Origin of the sequence: Devosia sp. LC5 (assembly GCF_000735585.1) — a bacterium.
Classification (GTDB): Bacteria; Pseudomonadota; Alphaproteobacteria; order Rhizobiales; family Devosiaceae; genus Devosia.
This window is the reverse complement of record NZ_JNNO01000001.1, coordinates 274,850-291,024: the sequence shown is the minus strand read 5'-3', so window position 1 is coordinate 291,024 and position 16,175 is coordinate 274,850. Positions and strand designations below refer to the sequence as shown.

Genomic DNA, 16,175 nt, shown 5'->3' with positions numbered 1-16,175 from the left:
AAATGGCCGAGATCACCGATCCCGAAAACACCCTCGTCATCGAAACCACCAAGGGCAAGGTGGTCATCGCCATGCGCCCCGACCTGGCGCCCAATCACGTCGCCCACATCAAGAAGCTGGCGCGCGAAGGCTTTTACGATGGCATCGTGTTCCACCGCGTGATCGATGGCTTCATGGCCCAGACCGGCTGCCCGCAGGGTCGCGGCACTGGCGGTTCGAAGTATCCCGATCTCAAGCAGGAATTCAATGCCGAGCCTCACGTGCGCGGCACTGCCTCGATGGCCCGCGCCCAGAGCCCCGATAGCGCCAATTCGCAGTTCTTCATCTGCTTCGGCGACACCCCGTTCCTGAACAAGCAGTACACCGTTTGGGGCAAGGTCATCGAAGGCATGGAATTCGTCGACCAGATCAAGCGCGGCGAGCCCGTGATCAACCCCGACAAGATGATCTCCGTCAAAGTCGCCGCCGACATCGCCGCTTAAGCAGACCCCTGGCTTCCCCCGCTCCCTCTGAGGGAGAGGGACGCGTCCAGCAGAAAATCAGGGTGCGGGGTTCTGCGCTCGCCCGTGCTTCAATGTCTGCGGCGCAGGGCCCCTCATCCGCCCCTTCGGGGGCACCTTCTCCCTCAAGGGGAGAAGGATAGGCGCTGCGCCAGACCGAGCATCGCTCACACAAACCAAGATCCGATAGATGAAAATGGACACTCTCCTCTGGGCGCTGATGGGCGTCATCGCCGGGGCCTGCATCGCCACGCAGGCGCCGATCAATGCCCAGCTCGGTAAAAATCTTGGCCTGCCGATTGCTGCCGCGGGCGTGTCCTTCGTTGCCGGCGCCATCGTCCTCTGGGCCATCGCGCTGATTTTCGCCCAGACCAAGGGCATCACCATCAATTTTGGCGCACCGGCCCCCTGGACCTTCGTTGCCGGCGGCGTGCTCGGCGCTTTCTACGTCTTTTCCAATATTATGCTGACGCCAATGATCGGCGCCGCAGCCGTCATGGCCCTCTCTGTCACCGGCCAGCTGCTCGCTGGGCTCGCCCTCGACAAGGTCGGCTTCTTGGGCATGGCCGTCCGTGAAATTTCGCTGGGCCGTGTGGTTGGGGCGCTGATGCTGGTTGCCGGCGCGGTGATGATCAGGGCGTTCTGACGCCACGCCCCAGCAGACCTCATCCTGAGCCTGTCGAAGGACGAGGTCGCGGCACAATGCCTCCACCCGCGCGACCTCGTGGTTCGGCAAGCTCACCATGAGGTCTCTTCAGCAAACGCACAAACTCATGCTAGGGAGCGGCCATGCGTGTTTCCGATTTTGACTTCGAGCTGCCCGAGCAGCTGATTGCCCTGCACCCCGCCGAGCCGCGCGATAGCGCGCGCCTGCTGGTAGTCGATCCGGTCCACGGCCTCAGCGACCGCCATATTCCCGATCTGCTGACGCTGTTGCATCCCGGCGATGTGCTGGTCGTCAACGACACCCGCGTGCTGCCCGCCGAGCTGCGCGGCAGCCGCATTCGCGGCGAAAACCGCGCCTCGGTGTCCTTCAACCTGCATAAGCGCGTCGACGCCCACACCTGGCGCGCCTTCGCCCGCCCGGCCAAGCGCCTCGCCGTACTCGACCAGCTCGAATTGGGCAATGGCCAGGCCGACGCTCTGACCGCCCGCGTTGCCGGCAAGGGCGATACCGGCGAGGTGACGCTGGAATTCGATCTCGGCGGCGCCCAGCTGGACGAAGCCATCAAGGCCCACGGCGCCATGCCGCTGCCGCCCTATATCGGCGCCAAGCGCGGCATCGAAGAACGCGACAAGGTCGATTACCAGACCGTCTATGCCGCCGAAGACGGCGCCGTCGCCGCCCCTACGGCGGGCCTGCACTTCACTGAAAGCCTGCTCCAGCAGCTGGCCGACAAAGGCGTCACCATCGAGCGGGTCACGCTGCATGTGGGGGCAGGGACCTTCCTGCCCATGAAGGTTGATGATACCCAAGACCATGTCATGCACGCCGAATGGGGCGAGATCGATCAGGCGACGGTGGAGCGCATCCTGGCCAAAAAGGCCCTTGGCGGCCGCGTCGTCGCCGTCGGCACTACGAGCCTGCGCCTGCTCGAGACCGCCGCCCGCGCCACCGGCACGCTACGCCCCTTCAGTGGTGACACCGACATCTTCATCACCCCCGGCTTCCGCTTCGCCGCCGTGGATGTGCTGATGACCAATTTCCACCTGCCCAAATCCACGCTCTTCATGCTGGTCAGCGCCTTTGCCGGTATGGACACCATGCGCCGCGCCTATGACCATGCCATCGCGGATGGGTATCGGTTTTATTCGTATGGGGATTCGTCACTGCTGATCCGGGCGGAGTGAATGTGTCCGGGCATCATACTCCCTGGCAAGGGGCGGCGCCGCTCTGAGGATTTGGCGGCATTGGCGTTCATCAGAGTTCGCTAAGTCCCACTGCCGCCACATTGGCCGGGCTTGCTCCCGGAACCCAGTTTTGCGTTCCCGGGAGAAAGTAAATTGTTTATTACCAATAGGATAGCTGCGCCTTTCGCGCTGGCTGCCGTCACAACCTGCTTCTCGTCCATCGTCGCGTTCGCAGCGGAACCGCCAGCGGCCATTGCGGCTGCGGTGGATGCGGCGTTTCGGCCGCTGCTTGAGCAGCATGGCGTTCCCGGCATCGCCGTTGGCGTGACCATGGATGGCCAGCAATATTTCTTCAATTACGGCGTGGCGGCCAAGGATACCGGGGCGCTGGTGACGGAGAACACGCTGTTCGAGCTTGGCTCGGTCAGCAAGACCTTTACGGCCACGCTGGGCGCTTATGCCGAGGCTCTTGACCGGCTGGAGCTTGACGATCATCCATCCAAATACCTGCCTGCGCTGGAGGGGGCGGCGGTCGACGAGGCGAGCCTATTGCACCTGGCAACCTATACCGCCGGCGGATTGCCATTGCAGTTTCCCAATGGGGCCGGCGGGATGGAAAGCTATTTTCAGCAGTGGAGAGCCGACGCTGCGCCGGGCGAGCAGCGCCGATATTCCAATCCCAGTATCGGGCTATTTGGCCATCTCACCGCGCTGGCGCTGAACGACGACTTTGGCCATCTGATGGAAACCGAGATGTTCCCGCGACTGGGCCTGGAGGATAGCCACATCACGGTGCCCGAGGCAGCGATGGCACGCTACGCCTGGGGCTATAACAAGGACGGCAAGCCGACGCGCGTCAATCCGGGCTGGCTGGCGGCGGAGGCTTATGGGGTGAAATCTTCTACGGCCGATATGCTGCGCTTCGTCGAGGCCAATATCGCGCCCGATAGCCTGGTGCCGTTGGTGCAGCGCGCCGTCGAAGGTACGCATATCGGCTATTTCCGGGTCGGGGAGATGGTGCAGGGGCTGGGCTGGGAGCAGTATCCATTCCCCGTATCGCTCGAGCGCCTGTTGGCCGGAAACTCGCAGACCATGGCGATGGAGCCTAACCCGGCCGAGGCGCTTGCTCCGCCGGCCGCTCCCGAGGGGCCGGCGCTGTTCAACAAGACCGGCTCCACCAACGGCTTCGGCGCCTATGTGGCCTTCGTGCCCGACAAGAAGATCGGTGTGGTCATGCTTGCCAACAAGAACTTCCCCATTCCTGCGCGGATTACCGCGACCCATGCCGTGCTCGAGCAATTGGCTGAGGCGGCGGACTAGGGTGCAAGTGGTGCGTTGGCTTATCGCCAGCGCACCATCAGCTTTTCCAGGCCGTGGAAGTGGTACACATTGTTGTATTGCGGCTGCTGCGCGATCCTTAGTTTCGGCAGCCGCCGGAACAATTCGCTAAACGCGACTTGCAGCTCGATGCGGGCCAGTGGTGCGCCGATGCAGAAGTGGATGCCAGCTCCGAAGCTGACATTGGCGCCATCACTGCGGAATGGATCGAAGCTGTTGGCATTGGCGAAGCGGGCGGGGTCCCGGTTGGCTGCGCCGAGCAGCAGGCCGATCACGTCGCCCTTGCGCAATTGGATGCCTTCATATTCGAGATCGCTCAGCGCATAGCGTGTGAACATGTGCAGCGGCGCGTCGAAGCGCAGGCATTCCTCGGCGGTGGCGGCGGATTGCTCGTCGCTGGTGAACAACGTGGCCGGATCGATGTCGCTTTCGAGGATGGATTTGACGCCGTTTCCCGTGGTGTGGACGGTGGCTTCATGTCCGGCATTGAGCAGGAGAATGGCGGTCGACATCACCTCTTCGTCGCTCAGCCGCTCGCCATTCTGTTCGGCAGTCAGCATATGGGTCAGCAGGTCTTCGCGCGGCTGCTTGCGGCGCTCGGCAATCGCCAATTGCAGGTAATCCATGAAGTCCTGCGCCGCAGCATTGGCATCCAGCTCGGTGTCATGGCTGACGCCGAACATGTACATCGCCACCATGCGATTGGACCAGTTGAGCAGTTTCGGTGCCGCCTCGGCAGAGAGCCCCAACATTTCGGCAATGATGATGGCGGGCATGGGCGCGGCAAATGCCTTGATCAGATCAACTTCATCCTGGCCTTCAAAACTGTCGATCAATTCATTGGCCAGATTGATAATTCGTGGCCGCAGCTGTTCGACGTGACGCGACACGAAAGCGCGGTTGACCAGCGTGCGCAGGCGGGTATGGCCGGGGGGCTCCAGGTTCAGCAGCGAGTATTTCTCGGTGAGATCAAACGCCGCCGTATGCGGCTTGGGATCGGGCATCCCGAGCTCTTCGTGGCCCGCAACGTGCAGAATTTCGCGACCGAAGCGCCTGTCGCGCAGCAATGCGCTGACCTGCTTGAACCCGGCAAAGCACCAGTGGCCATATTCGTCCCAGAAGAAAGTCGAGTCGTCCGCATGCAGGCGGTCGTAGAAGGCATAGGGATTTTGGTAAAACACGGGATCGCGCGGATCGGCGCTGCGCCGGCGATGCTGAGGGACATTTTCGACAGGCTTGAGTTGGACGATGGCGGCCATGAATGCGGGTAACCGGATAGGGGAAATCGACGTCGGACATAACGGACTGACAATCGTGCGGTAACAAGCAAAAAATAGTCGAGTTGACGATTTGCCGCTCGTCGGGGTGATGTTCAACCACGGGAGACCGATCATGAAATTTCTCTGCCTTGTCTATTTTGGACCTGATGCCTTTGCCGATCTCGGCCCGGACGACATGCGGCGCATTGACGACGCCACTATCGAGCACGACCACAAGCTGCGGAACGCTGGCCACTTGCTGATCGCCTCGCCACTGGCCGAGACCGGGGAAGTCAGCATCGACCGGCGCCAGCGGATGAAAATGTCGGTCATGGATGGCCCCTATGCCGAGGCTAAGGAGGTCATCGGCGGCTTCCTGCTGATCGAGGCCAAGGATATGGCTGAGGCAGTTGCACTGTTCGATGACGATCCCATCGCAGCCCATTCCCGGATCGTCATCCGGCCGCTGATGGATGCTCATCGTCACAGTCAAACAGGTCAGGCCCGGCCTGATTTCAACCCGGCCTAGAGGCGGATAGGTGCGCGAGTGGGCGGCCATTTGGCTCGCCCACTCCGCAAAATGCACCGAAAAGGCTTGGCAAGCGGGCGCTAATCATGTCTTGAAAGCAACCAAAGCGACCAAGGACCTTGCCGTGAGCGACCTGACCCTGAGCCAAGCCATCGAGAACATCTATACCTCGATCAAGAACAACAATGACGAACTGGATGCCCATATCGCGGCGCTCAAGGCGGCCATGGCCCGCGAAGGCGCCAAGGAAGCGGTGTTCGAGCCGGCCAAGCTGGCGCAGTCCAACCGCCAGGGCCGCAAGATCATGCAGTCCTACTTCAAGAAAAAGGGCGTGGCGGTGAGTTTTTCGGCCTGATGGTCGTCTGCCATTCACCTTGCCGTCACAAGCTGGGCACACCCTATTGAAGCGTGCCCCATTGCCGCCTATCTCTGGCTTTACCGCACATTAAGGCGGCATCGTCTGCAATCGGCCAGTCGCGCTGATTCGAAATTTCGACATTTCCGCCGGGCCCTGGATGTCCTGGTCGGGCGGAAATGTTCCAACCGAAGATGGCTAGCCCGGTATCCACGCGACCCGGCGCAGCAAAGGGGCATCAAATGCGAGATCCGCACGATCTTTATATGAATACGCTCGTTCCCATGGTGGTCGAGCAGTCCAATCGGGGCGAGCGCGCCTTCGACATCTATTCGCGCCTCCTGCGCGAGCGCATCATTTTCGTGACCGGTGTGGTCGAGGACAACATGGCGAGCCTGATCGTGGCCCAGCTTCTGTTCCTCGAATCAGAGAACCCGAAAAAAGAAATCGCCATGTATATCAACTCGCCTGGTGGCGTGGTGACGGCTGGCCTTTCCATCTACGACACGATGCAATTCATCCGTCCCGCTGTCGCCACCATGGTGATGGGGCAGGCCGCGTCCATGGGGTCGCTGTTGCTCGCGGCCGGTGAGAAAGGCATGCGCACGTCGCTGCCGAATTCGCGCATCATGGTCCACCAGCCTTCCGGCGGTTATCAGGGTCAGGTTACCGACATCATGATTCATGCCAAGGAAGTCGAGGGCTTGAAGCGTCGTCTTAATCAGATTTATGAGAAGCACACCGGCCGCACGTACGAAGAAGTCGAGAAGGCTCTCGAGCGCGACAACTTCCTGTCTGCCGAAGAAGCCAAGACCTTCGGGCTCATCGACAGCGTGTTTGAAAAGCGCGCCGTTCCGGAAGGCAGCTGAGTTCCCGCTGTTAACAGCGTTTGGTGACAGAGCGTTGACTGTGACGTGAGTGCAATTGCACCAAGCCGGATCGGCCTTTAAGGTCGGTTCGGCTTAGACTTTCTTTAGGCCTCGGGCGTTACCGTCGTCGGTACCGCTGAATTTTGGGGGTTTCACGCCCCCGGGAGTAACTAGATGTCCAAAGAGACAACGAACGGCGAATCCTCCAAGAACACGCTTTATTGCTCGTTCTGCGGGAAATCCCAGCATGAGGTTCGCAAGCTGATCGCCGGGCCGACCGTGTTCATCTGTGATGAATGCGTCGAGCTCTGCATGGACATCATCCGCGAAGAGAACAAGACCTCCATGGTCAAGTCCTCCGATGGCGTGCCGACACCCGCAGAAATCTGCAAGGTGCTCGACGACTACGTCATCGGCCAGTTCCGCGCCAAGCGCGTGCTCTCCGTGGCCGTCCACAACCACTACAAGCGTCTGCATCATGCCAGCAAGAACCAGGATATCGAGCTTTCCAAGTCGAATATCCTGCTGATCGGGCCGACCGGCTCGGGCAAGACCCTGCTGGCCCAGACGCTGGCGCGCATCCTCGACGTGCCCTTCACCATGGCCGACGCGACCACGTTGACCGAGGCCGGTTATGTCGGCGAGGACGTCGAGAATATCATCCTCAAGCTGTTGCAGTCGGCCGACTACAATGTCGAAAAGGCGCAGCGCGGCATCGTCTATATCGACGAAGTCGACAAGATCAGCCGCAAGTCTGACAATCCGTCGATCACCCGCGACGTTTCGGGCGAAGGCGTGCAGCAGGCACTGCTCAAGATCATGGAAGGCACCGTGGCTTCGGTTCCGCCCCAGGGCGGCCGCAAGCATCCACAGCAGGAATTCCTGCAGGTGGACACGACCAATATCCTGTTCATCTGCGGCGGCGCCTTTGCCGGGCTCGAGAAGATCATCTCGGCGCGTGGCGAAGGCTCGGGCATCGGCTTTGCGGCCACCGTCAAGGACCCCAATGACCGTCGCGTCGGCCAGGTTCTCGCCGATGTGGCTCCGGAAGACCTGGTGCGGTTCGGGCTGATCCCCGAATTCATCGGCCGCCTGCCGGTGCTGGCGACGCTCGAAGATCTCGATATCGCTGCGCTGATCGAAATCCTGACCGCGCCCAAGAATGCCCTGGTTCGCCAGTATCAGCGCCTGTTCCAGATGGAAGAGGTCGAGCTGACTTTCCACGAGGACGCCCTCAAGGCGATCGCCGAGAAGGCCATCGAGCGTAAGACCGGCGCCCGCGGCCTTCGCTCGATCATGGAAGCTATCCTGCTCGACACCATGTACGATCTGCCTTCGCTCGAAGGTGTGGAAGAAGTGGTAATCAGCGAGGATGTGGTGCGGGGCAAGGACGTGCGTCCGCTCTACATCTATTCCGAGCGCAAGAAGGACGAAGCGCCCGCAACTGCGTGAGTTTTTCCTGTCTAAATTGAAAACGCCGGGCGATGAGCCCGGCGTTTTGTTTTGGGGCACGACCTCGTCCTTCGACAGGCTCAGGATGAGGTCTATCGACAAAGCTGCGCCATCAGAGACCTCATGGTGAGCTTGTCGAACCACGAGGTCGTGCGCGCTGTCGGAGGGGCTTACCCCTCAATCTCACTCTCGGTGACAAACGCCATCGGGCCCGGCTCCTCGCCCATGATCTGCCGGCCGAACAGGCTCGCTACCAGGTCCACCAGCAGGGTTGCGCTCTTGCCGCCATGGTCGAGGAAGGGATTGAGCTCCACCACGTCCAGCGAACCCACAGTGCCGCTATCGTGCAGCATCTCCATGATCAGGTGCGCCTCGCGATAGCTGAGCCCGCCGGGGACCAGGGTACCACCACCCGGGGCGATGGAGGGGTCCATGGCATCGACATCAAGGCTCACATGCAGATGCCCGCCAGCGGCCGTCACCTTGTCGAGGAACCCGCGCATCAGCGCGACCACGCCCATTTCGTCGATCCGCCGCATGTCGATCGTCTCTACACCGCGCGCGGCCAGCAGCCGGCGTTCCTCGCGATCGATGGAACGGGCGCCAATCACGGCAACGTTTTTCGGATCAATGCGGCCGAGCCAGCTGCCGCGATATTCCGCGCCGAACTCCTCCTCGCCACAAAGCAGAGCCAGTGGCATGCCGTGCAGATTGCCGCTGGGGGAGGTAACGGGCGTGTTGAAATCGGCGTGGGCGTCGATCCAGAGGACGAAAACCGGCTTGCCCGATGCGGCGCAATGACGGGCTACGGCAGAGACGGTTCCCATGGCAATCGAGTGATCGCCGCCCAGGAACACCGGAAAGTGACCGGCCTGGAGAATGTCGAGTCCCTGGTCGCTGGAGCGGGCAGCCAGGTCGAGTACATCGGCCCGCCGTTCGTCGGGCAGGCGCCAACTTGCGGGGCTGGTACCGGGCAGGGTGTGTGGACGGCGCAAATCACCGAAATCGGCCACATCATGGCCCAGATCGACAAGGGCCTCGATCAGCCCGGCGACCCGCAAAGCCTCTGGCCCCATGCCCGCCCCGCGCACCGAGGCACCCGCGGCCGTGGCAATACCCAAAAGATCGATGCGGCGCGGGCGTGTAGTCATGTGCGGGTCCTTGTGTGCGCGGATCATGATGCCGATATGGGGTGGAGACAAGGTGGTCTCCCACCGCAACTTAAACAACCTTGATGTCATTCCGGCGCAAGCCGGAATCCAGGTCCGTAGCGTCCCGCGCACATCCAGCGTGGGGATGGATTCCGGCCTACGCCGGAATGATGCCGTGGGTGGGACCGCATAGGAAACCGTTCCTCCCACACCCACCTTGCAGCCAAGGCACACCGGTGTTTCTGCAGCCAGCCGCATATCTCCTGTGCGTTCACAAGTTAACCGTGACATTTCTGCAAAGGTTGACTTGCGGGCTCCATAGGCGAACCTATTTATTAACGGGAATCAGCCCAGCATCGATGTTGGAGCTGTCTATAACGGGCGCGCATCCTCTCCTTCCTCCCGCGCGCCCCGGAAAGGATACGAGATGACGGACGTCAATCCCGCCACTGGCGATGCAAGCCGGGACCGGGTGTACCCAGTTCTGCCCCTGCGCGACATCGTCGTTTTCCCCGGCATGATCGTGCCGCTGTTCGTCGGCCGCGAAAAGTCGGTCAAGGCGCTCGAAGAAGTCATGCGTGACGACAAGCACATTCTGGTGGTGACCCAGAAGAATGCGCAGGACGATGATCCGAGCCCGGACCAGATTTTTGAAACCGGCACCATTGCCACCGTATTGCAGCTGCTCAAGCTCCCTGATGGCACCGTCAAGGTGCTGGTCGAGGGCCTGAACCGCGCGACCATCGATCGCTACCTGCAAACCGTGGACTATTTCGAAGCCGAGGCGTCCGTGTTGCCCGAGCCGGTCGAAGACCCGACAGAGGTCGAGGCCATGGCGCGTTCGGCCCAGACCGAGTTCGAGAGCTATGTGAAGCTCAACAAGAAGATCTCGGCCGAGGTCGTGGCCGCCGTTGGGCAGATCGAGAACCATTCCAAGCTCGCTGACACCATTGCCAGCCACCTGGTCATCAAGATCAACGAGAAGGAGGACCTGCTCTCGACCGTTTCGGTTGTCGAGCGCTTCCAGAAGATTCTCGGCCTGATGGAAGGTGAAATCGGCGTCCTGCAGGTGGAAAAGCGCATCCGTAGCCGCGTCAAGCGGCAGATGGAAAAGACGCAGCGCGAGTACTATCTCAACGAGCAGATGAAGGCGATCCAGAAGGAACTGGGCGACGGCGAAGAGGGCTCCAACGAGATCGCGGAGATCGAGGAGCGCATCGCCAAGACCAAGCTGTCCAAGGAAGCCAAGCTCAAGGCCGAGGCCGAACTCAAGAAGCTCAAGACCATGAGCCCGATGTCGGCCGAAGCCACCGTCGTGCGCAATTATCTCGACACATTGCTCGGCCTGCCCTGGGGCAAGAAGAGCAAGGTCAAGCGTGACCTGGTCCTGGCCGAAAAGGTTCTGGACGAGGATCACTATGGCCTCGAGAAGGTCAAGGAACGCATCCTCGAATATCTGGCCGTGCAGGGCCGTACCGGCTCGCTCAAGGGCCCGATCCTGTGCCTGGTCGGCCCTCCGGGTGTCGGCAAGACCTCGCTGGGCAAGTCGATCGCCAAGGCGACCGGCCGTGAGTTCGTGCGCATGGCGCTCGGCGGGGTTCGGGACGAGGCCGAAATCCGCGGCCACCGCCGCACCTATATCGGCTCCATGCCCGGCAAGGTCATCCAGTCGCTCAAGAAGGTCGGCAAGTCCAATCCTCTGTTCCTGCTCGATGAAATCGACAAAATGGGTCAGGACTTCCGTGGCGATCCGAGCTCGGCACTTCTCGAAGTGCTCGATCCCGAGCAGAACCACACCTTTGCCGATCACTATCTCGAGGTCGATTATGACCTGAGCGACGTGATGTTCGTGACGACCTCGAACACCCTGAACATCCCCGGCCCGCTGATGGACCGCATGGAGATCATTCGCCTGTCGGGTTACACCGAGCAGGAGAAGCATGCGATTGCCAAGCAGCACCTGATCCCGGAAACGCTGAAGGAAAACGGGCTGGCCCATGGCGAGTTCGAGCTGAGCGACGAGATGCTGACCGCCTTGATCCAGCGCTACACCCGTGAAGCGGGCGTGCGTAACCTCAAGCGCGAAATCAGCAAGCTGATGCGCAAGGCCGTGGCGGAGATCGTCAAGACCAAGGTCAAGTCGATCACTATCGATGACGAGAAGCTGACCAAGTATCTCGGCGCCGATATCTACAAGCACGGCGAGATCGAGGCCGAATCCCAGGTGGGTCTGGTAACGGGCCTCGCCTGGACCTCGGTTGGTGGCGAGCTGCTGACCATCGAAGGCGTGATGACGCCGGGCAAGGGCCGCATGACGGTCACCGGCAACATCAAGGAAGTGATGAAGGAATCGCTGACTGCGGCCACTGCCTATGTGCGGTCCCGCTCGATCGATTTCGGCATCAAGCCGCCGATGTTCGACACGCGTGACATCCACGTCCACCTGCCCGAAGGCGCTACCCCCAAGGATGGCCCGTCGGCCGGTATCGGTCTGGCTACTGCCATCGTCTCGGTGATGACAGGCATTCCGGTGCGCAATGATGTCGCCATGACTGGCGAGATCACGCTGCGGGGCAGGGTGCTGCCCATCGGCGGCCTCAAGGAGAAGCTGCTTGCGGCCCTCCGTGGCGGCATCAAGACTGTGCTGATCCCCGAGGAAAATGTGCGCGATCTCGCCGAGATCCCGGATATCGTTAAGGAAGGCATGGAAATCGTGCCGGTTTCCAAGATGGACCAGGTGATCAAGCGTGCCCTGGTGCGCCAGCCCGAGCCGATCGAGTGGAACTTCGACGAGCCCACTCCTGCCGTTTCGACAACGGTGGAAGCCGTGGAAGACACTACGGCAGGCCTGCCGCACTAAGCGGTTCGCGAGCATAGAAATGAAACGGCGGTCCGCAGGGGCCGCCGTTTTTTATTGCTTACGAAGCAGCTGCGACGCGGCGCCGGTCGAGCATCGCTAATCCCATGGCCAGCCCTACGAGCCCCGCAGAAATCAGAAAGCTCGCGGTGAAGGCAATGCCAATGCTGGCGGGAGCAGCCTGCGCAACCTGGCCGGTGCCCACCAGGGCGGTGAATATCGTCGCCATCAGCGACGCGCCGGTCAACAGGCCCAAATTGCGGGACAGGCCGAGCAGACCCGATAATACACCCCGCTGGGCGGCGGGCGCTGCGACCATAACAGCCGCATTGTTTGCTGCCAGAAACAGCTGAAAACCAGGCGTCAGCACGATTAATGCGCCGACATAGCCCGCCATGCCCATCCAACGCGGCAGGAAGGCGAGCAGCAGAAAGCCTATGATCGTCTCGGCGAGCCCGAGCAGCAGCCCGCGCCCGGTCCCCAGCCGGTCAACGATGCGACCCGCCGGAGCGCCGGCAAGTGCCGCAGTCGCCGGGCCCACTGCCATGACCAGACCAGTCAGTGTCCCATCGAGTCCCAGCGCGAAGCTCAGGAAGAACGGGCCAACCACCAGCGTGGACATCATGACAGTACCCAGGAGTACGTTCATGCCCAGCCCCACACCGATGGCCCGGTCACTTAAAAGCGTGAGCGGCACCAGGGGATGGGGCGAGCGCTGCTGTGCGCGGATAAAGGCGAACAATGCCACGGCTGCGGGCACCAGCAGCACGGCGCCATTCCATGGCGCGGCAAGACCCGCTCCGGTGGCGGCAAGAGCATAAAGCCCCAGCGTCAGGCTCAGGAGCATGGCGCCCGTCCAGTCCATCTGCGGCCTCGGTGTGCGGGGCAGGGTTGCCGGCAGCGCCCGTAGCGCCAAGAGCAGGATCGCTAGGCCACCCAGCGCCAACAGGCCGAATGCTGCCTGCCAGCCAAGGCTTGCCATTACCACGCCGCCCAGAGAGGGGCCCAATGCGGTACCGACCGCCGACATAGCGGCCAGCAGGCCCATGGCCGCGCCCATGCGGTCTTCGCGCACCACGTCGCGCGCAATGGACATCGGCAAGGCCGTGAGGATGGCTCCACCCAGGCCCTGCAGCGCACGAGCCGCGATCAGCAGCCCGAGGTTCGGGCTAAGGGCACATAGCGCCGACGCAAGAGTGAACACCGCCAACCCGGCCAGCAGCACATGGCGGTGGCCGAGCAGATCGCCAAAACGGCCGGCGGACACGATCGTCACGGTCATCGAGAGCAGGTAGGCCAGGATCACCCATTGCAGCTCTGCCAGGGTGGACGGGAAGCTCAACGCCAGTGTCGGCAAGGCAATGGTGGCGATGCTGATGCCCAGCGACGCGAGCAATGTGGCGCCGGCCAGGGTGATCAGCGTGGCAGGTGTAGCGGTTCGGTGGGGCCCGGATTGCATAGGTTCCTCTTGAGGCAGGGTGAAGCGGGCGCTACAATCCCACTTCAAGCCAACTTGAGGTCAATAGTGAAACTGCTCGACATTGGCGTTTTGTCGGAACGCACCGGCGTGCCGGCCTCGGCGCTCCGCTATTACGAGGAAGTCGGCCTCATCGCGCCCGTGTTGCGGCGCGGACTGCGCCGCCAATATGGGCCCGAAACCGTAACGCAGCTGTCATTGATTGCCCTTGGAAAGGCGGCCGGCTTCTCGCTCGATGAGATCAAAGGCATGTTCAACGCAAACGGCGCGCCGGAGCTGCCGCGCTCGGAGTTGCAGCAGCGAGCCGATGCTATCGACAGGCAGATCCGCGGCCTGACAACACTGCGGGACGCGCTGCGGCACGTCGCCGAGTGTCCGGCGGAAAACCATATGGCCTGTCCCAAGTTCCAGCAGCTGCTGCGCCTGGCATCGGCCTATAAAAGGGGCGGGCGCCACCGCTCGTGAACTCCCGCCTTGGCTGCTGCCAAACTCTGTCAGCACGGACGCGCAGGAATAGCCAGTCACTCGGGGTGCTAGAACAAATCGTGTACGCACTCTTGTAACGTTCTCGTGAAGCAGTTACATCAATGTGCCCGCTCGGAGGGCCGGACCGTGAGGTCCGGGCGCAGCAGGCCAAGCATGGAGCCAAGACCTTGAACAAGGCACTCGTGGTCATTCTTGCCGCCGTCACGTTGGATGCGGTCGGCATCGGGCTGATTTTCCCGATTCTGCCGGCGCTGCTGCGCGATGTCGGCCATGTCAGCGAAGTGGCGACGCTGCTTGGCCTGATGCTGGCGCTCTATGCGGCGTGCCAGTTCCTGTTTTCGCCGGTCCTGGGCGTATTGAGCGACCGCTTCGGTCGCCGCCCGGTCCTGCTGGTTTCGCTGGCGGGCGCGGCGATCGATTACCTGATCATGGCCTTCGCGCCGCAGTTGTGGATGCTGGTGCTGGGGCGGGCGATTTCGGGCATTACCAGCGCAAATATGGGGGTGGCGACCGCCTATATCACCGATATTTCCAGTGAAGAGGAGCGGGCCAAGCGGTTTGGCCTGTTCCACGCCATGTTCGGCATCGGTTTCATCGTCGGTCCGGTCCTGGGCGGCATTCTCGGAGATTTCTGGGTGCGGGCGCCGTTCATTGCGGCCGCATTGCTCAACGGGGTGAATTTCGCATTGGCGCTGTTTGTGCTGCCGGAATCACGCCATGGCACACCCGGCGCCAGGTTCGATCTCGACACGCTCAATCCATTCAAGCCGCTGAAATGGGCGCTGACCTTCAAGGCACTGATTCCGCTGATGGCCATTTTCGTCATCATGAATTTCGTCGGCACCATGTATGGCACGATCTGGGCGCTGTTCGGGGAGGACAGCTTCGAGTGGACCGGCATGATGATCGGGCTGTCGCTGGGCGCGTTCGGCGTGTTCCATGCAGGGGCACAAGCCTTCCTCACCGGGCCAGCCGTGGCGCGGCTGGGGGAGCGCTGGGCGCTGGTGGTCGGCATGGCGTGCGAACTGACGGCCTTGGTCATCCTGGGCATGGCCACACAGGGCTGGGTCCTCTTCGCGCTCGCGCCGCTCTTTGCCCTGGGTGGTATCGGCATGCCCGCACTGCAATCGCTGGCCACCACCCAGGTCGGTCCGGACAAGCAGGGACAATTGCAGGGGGTATTGGCGAGCCTGGTGAGCCTGGCTGCCGTCTTTGGCCCGCTGTTTTTCAGCTTTGTCTATTTCCAGTTACGTGGCGGTTGGCCAGGCCTCATCTGGATTGTCGGTGCGGGCATCTATCTTTTGGCGCTGCCATTGATGCTCGGAATCCGGCGGACGCGCAGGCCGGTTCCGGTAGGCGCAGAATAGGGCGAAAACCGCCGGCAAGGCCCGGAAACGGGGCAAAACCGGGTAAACCGGACTTGCCGGGGCGATTTTTCCGGTCCAATAACGGTTTTGCACCGCCTGGCACGTCAAAACGCCCGGAATTCCTTGCCTTTCATGCAGAATCGCAAAAGGGTTGCGGCGATTGGTTCGCCACAGAGGGCGGGCATTCACTGTGAGGAAACGCTATGAACAAAAACGATCTGGTTGGCGTTGTTGCCGACAAGGCGACGATCACCAAGGCACAGGCCGCCGAAGCGGTTGACGCAGTGTTCGAGGCAATCACCGGCTCGCTCAAGGCTGGCGAAGAAGTCCGCCTCGTCGGCTTCGGCACCTTTGCCGTGTCGCAGCGCAAGGCATCCACGGGCCGCAATCCTGCGACCGGTGCAGAGATCAGCATCCCGGCCTCTAACCAGGCCAAGTTCAAGCCCGGCAAGGGCCTGAAGGACGCGATCAACTAATAAGAACGAAAGTTCGCTTTAGTGATCGGCCCCGTGCGCATTGCGCCGGGGCCAATTCTTTTGCTGCTGCCAGTTGACGGGCGGCACATCCCGCCCTAATCAGGGCGCCTTACGCCGGCCCAGTGGGCCAGCGGGCGATTAGCTCAGTTGGTAGAGCGCCTCGTTTACACCGAGGATGTCGGCGGTTCGAGTCCGTCATCGCCCACCA

General features: G+C 61.8%; 15 protein-coding genes and 1 tRNA gene. 13 read left to right on the top strand and 3 right to left on the bottom strand.

Going from position 1 to position 16,175, the window contains the following annotated elements; genetic code table 11:
- The first annotated feature begins 2 nt into the window (after positions 1-2).
- The 4 genes from FF80_RS01395 (at position 3) to ampC (ending at position 3,671) form a co-directional block, all read left to right on the top strand.
- Positions 3-482: a peptidylprolyl isomerase gene (locus FF80_RS01395; RefSeq protein WP_200877143.1), complete on the top strand. Its 480-nt coding sequence runs from the start codon at positions 3-5 to the stop codon at positions 480-482.
- 214 nt (positions 483-696) lie between these two features.
- Positions 697-1,146: a DMT family transporter gene (locus FF80_RS01390; RefSeq protein ID WP_035096934.1), complete on the top strand. Its 450-nt coding sequence runs from the start codon at positions 697-699 to the stop codon at positions 1,144-1,146.
- A gap of 143 nt (positions 1,147-1,289) precedes the next feature.
- Positions 1,290-2,351 (top strand): tRNA preQ1(34) S-adenosylmethionine ribosyltransferase-isomerase QueA, encoded by a 1,062-nt coding sequence (gene queA / locus FF80_RS01385; protein WP_035096933.1) that lies wholly within the window; start codon positions 1,290-1,292, stop codon positions 2,349-2,351.
- A gap of 153 nt (positions 2,352-2,504) precedes the next feature.
- A complete protein-coding gene (gene ampC / locus FF80_RS01380; protein ID WP_035096932.1) occupies positions 2,505-3,671 on the top strand; it encodes a class C beta-lactamase in 1,167 nt (388 codons plus the stop codon).
- Positions 3,672-3,691: 20 nt separating this feature from the next.
- On the opposite strand, the gene FF80_RS01375 is transcribed toward ampC, so the two are convergent.
- On the bottom strand, positions 3,692-4,948 hold the full coding sequence (locus tag FF80_RS01375; protein WP_035096930.1) for a cytochrome P450: 1,257 nt from the start codon (positions 4,946-4,948) through the stop codon (positions 3,692-3,694).
- A gap of 133 nt (positions 4,949-5,081) precedes the next feature.
- On the opposite strand from FF80_RS01375, the gene FF80_RS01370 reads away from it, so the two are divergent.
- The 4 genes from FF80_RS01370 to clpX all read left to right on the top strand — a co-directional run bounded on the left by FF80_RS01370 (position 5,082) and on the right by clpX (position 8,153).
- On the top strand, positions 5,082-5,477 hold the full coding sequence (locus tag FF80_RS01370) for a YciI family protein (protein ID WP_035096928.1): 396 nt from the start codon (positions 5,082-5,084) through the stop codon (positions 5,475-5,477).
- A gap of 124 nt (positions 5,478-5,601) precedes the next feature.
- Positions 5,602-5,832, top strand: a complete 231-nt coding sequence (locus FF80_RS01365; protein ID WP_052153055.1) for a hypothetical protein — start codon at positions 5,602-5,604, stop codon at positions 5,830-5,832.
- Between the two features lie 242 nt (positions 5,833-6,074).
- Positions 6,075-6,701 carry an ATP-dependent Clp protease proteolytic subunit gene (locus tag FF80_RS01360; protein ID WP_035096927.1) on the top strand — a complete coding sequence of 209 codons (627 nt, stop codon included), beginning with the start codon at positions 6,075-6,077 and terminating at the stop codon, positions 6,699-6,701.
- A gap of 174 nt (positions 6,702-6,875) precedes the next feature.
- Complete coding sequence (gene clpX / locus FF80_RS01355; RefSeq protein WP_035096925.1) at positions 6,876-8,153, top strand: ATP-dependent Clp protease ATP-binding subunit ClpX; 1,278 nt, start codon at positions 6,876-6,878, stop codon at positions 8,151-8,153.
- Positions 8,154-8,323: 170 nt separating this feature from the next.
- Here the strand turns inward: clpX and rocF are convergent, their stop codons facing one another.
- Positions 8,324-9,304 carry an arginase gene (rocF, locus tag FF80_RS01350; protein WP_035097058.1) on the bottom strand — a complete coding sequence of 327 codons (981 nt, stop codon included), beginning with the start codon at positions 9,302-9,304 and terminating at the stop codon, positions 8,324-8,326.
- 427 nt (positions 9,305-9,731) lie between these two features.
- On the opposite strand from rocF, the gene lon reads away from it, so the two are divergent.
- Positions 9,732-12,164, top strand: coding sequence for an endopeptidase La (gene lon / locus FF80_RS01345; protein WP_035096924.1), 2,433 nt, complete (start codon positions 9,732-9,734; stop codon positions 12,162-12,164).
- A gap of 58 nt (positions 12,165-12,222) precedes the next feature.
- On the opposite strand, the gene FF80_RS01340 is transcribed toward lon, so the two are convergent.
- Entirely contained in the window at positions 12,223-13,620 is a 1,398-nt protein-coding gene (locus tag FF80_RS01340; protein WP_052153037.1) for an MFS transporter, read from the bottom strand.
- Between the two features lie 66 nt (positions 13,621-13,686).
- On the opposite strand from FF80_RS01340, the gene FF80_RS01335 reads away from it, so the two are divergent.
- From FF80_RS01335 to FF80_RS01320, 4 genes are all read left to right on the top strand, one after another.
- Positions 13,687-14,103 (top strand): helix-turn-helix domain-containing protein, encoded by a 417-nt coding sequence (locus FF80_RS01335; protein ID WP_035096922.1) that lies wholly within the window; start codon positions 13,687-13,689, stop codon positions 14,101-14,103.
- A 188-nt stretch (positions 14,104-14,291) separates the two neighbouring features.
- The gene (gene tet, locus FF80_RS01330) at positions 14,292-15,491 is read left to right on the top strand and encodes a Tet(A)/Tet(B)/Tet(C) family tetracycline efflux MFS transporter (protein WP_035096920.1); all 1,200 of its coding nucleotides are present in this window, start codon (positions 14,292-14,294) and stop codon (positions 15,489-15,491) included.
- A gap of 203 nt (positions 15,492-15,694) precedes the next feature.
- Positions 15,695-15,967, top strand: coding sequence for an HU family DNA-binding protein (locus tag FF80_RS01325; RefSeq protein WP_035096919.1), 273 nt, complete (start codon positions 15,695-15,697; stop codon positions 15,965-15,967).
- Positions 15,968-16,099: 132 nt separating this feature from the next.
- Positions 16,100-16,175: transfer RNA gene (locus tag FF80_RS01320), tRNA-Val, on the top strand.